The following is a 1,118-nucleotide window of genomic DNA, read 5'->3' on the forward strand; positions in this document are numbered from 1 at the left end:
TCATCGCCTCTGATTGCCTAGGCATCCACCGTGTACGCTTATTCGCTTAACCTCACAACCCGAAGGTGTCTTTTCTTGAAGACATCTGGGTGGTGATGGCTGCGCAGATTACATTTCGTCGTTGGGCAGTGCTCGCCATGCTCACATACTCATGTATGTTGCGCTGGCTGTGCGCTGGCCGCCTCGAACTGTAAATTGCTCGCTCATCCCACTTTGATGTCCAAAAACACATTCAAAGTTTGAGATTTTGAGAGACTCATCAATATACCTCGGTGATATATTGATTTGTTTTCAATTTTTCAGCTTGTTCCAGATTGTTAAAGAGCATAATAGGTAAAATAACTCATCGAATTATCTTAACTATTCCCTGATTTGCATCAGACTATAGTGTGGTACGCCTTTCACTCATACCGCGCAATTGGCGTCCCCTAGGGGATTCGAACCCCTGTTACCGCCGTGAAAGGGCGGTGTCCTAGGCCTCTAGACGAAGGGGACTTCAGTCAGCTTCGCAGACGCGCTTTTGCTCGTTTTTCATCAGACAATCTGTGTGAGCACTTCACATAACACGTATCTCTTAGGTAAGGAGGTGATCCAACCGCAGGTTCCCCTACGGTTACCTTGTTACGACTTCACCCCAGTCATGAATCACAAAGTGGTAAGCGCCCTCCCGAAGGTTAAGCTACCTACTTCTTTTGCAACCCACTCCCATGGTGTGACGGGCGGTGTGTACAAGGCCCGGGAACGTATTCACCGTAGCATTCTGATCTACGATTACTAGCGATTCCGACTTCATGGAGTCGAGTTGCAGACTCCAATCCGGACTACGACAGACTTTATGAGTTCCGCTTGCTCTCGCGAGGTCGCTTCTCTTTGTATCTGCCATTGTAGCACGTGTGTAGCCCTACTCGTAAGGGCCATGATGACTTGACGTCATCCCCACCTTCCTCCGGTTTATCACCGGCAGTCTCCTTTGAGTTCCCGCCATCACGCGCTGGCAACAAAGGATAAGGGTTGCGCTCGTTGCGGGACTTAACCCAACATTTCACAACACGAGCTGACGACAGCCATGCAGCACCTGTCTCAGCGTTCCCGAAGGCACTCCTCTATCTCTAAAGGAT

1 tRNA gene and 1 rRNA gene are annotated in these 1,118 nt (G+C 49.6%); both read right to left on the reverse strand.

From position 1 onward, the window contains the following. Positions 1-419 precede the first annotated feature (419 nt). Positions 420-495, reverse strand: a tRNA-Glu gene (locus CUB63_RS17445). A gap of 84 nt (positions 496-579) precedes the next feature. Beyond that, positions 580-1,118 (reverse strand): 16S ribosomal RNA (locus CUB63_RS17450); the annotation flags it as partial.

Origin of the sequence: Proteus penneri, assembly GCF_003144535.1 — a bacterium.
GTDB classification, from domain to species: domain Bacteria; phylum Pseudomonadota; class Gammaproteobacteria; order Enterobacterales; family Enterobacteriaceae; genus Proteus; species Proteus penneri.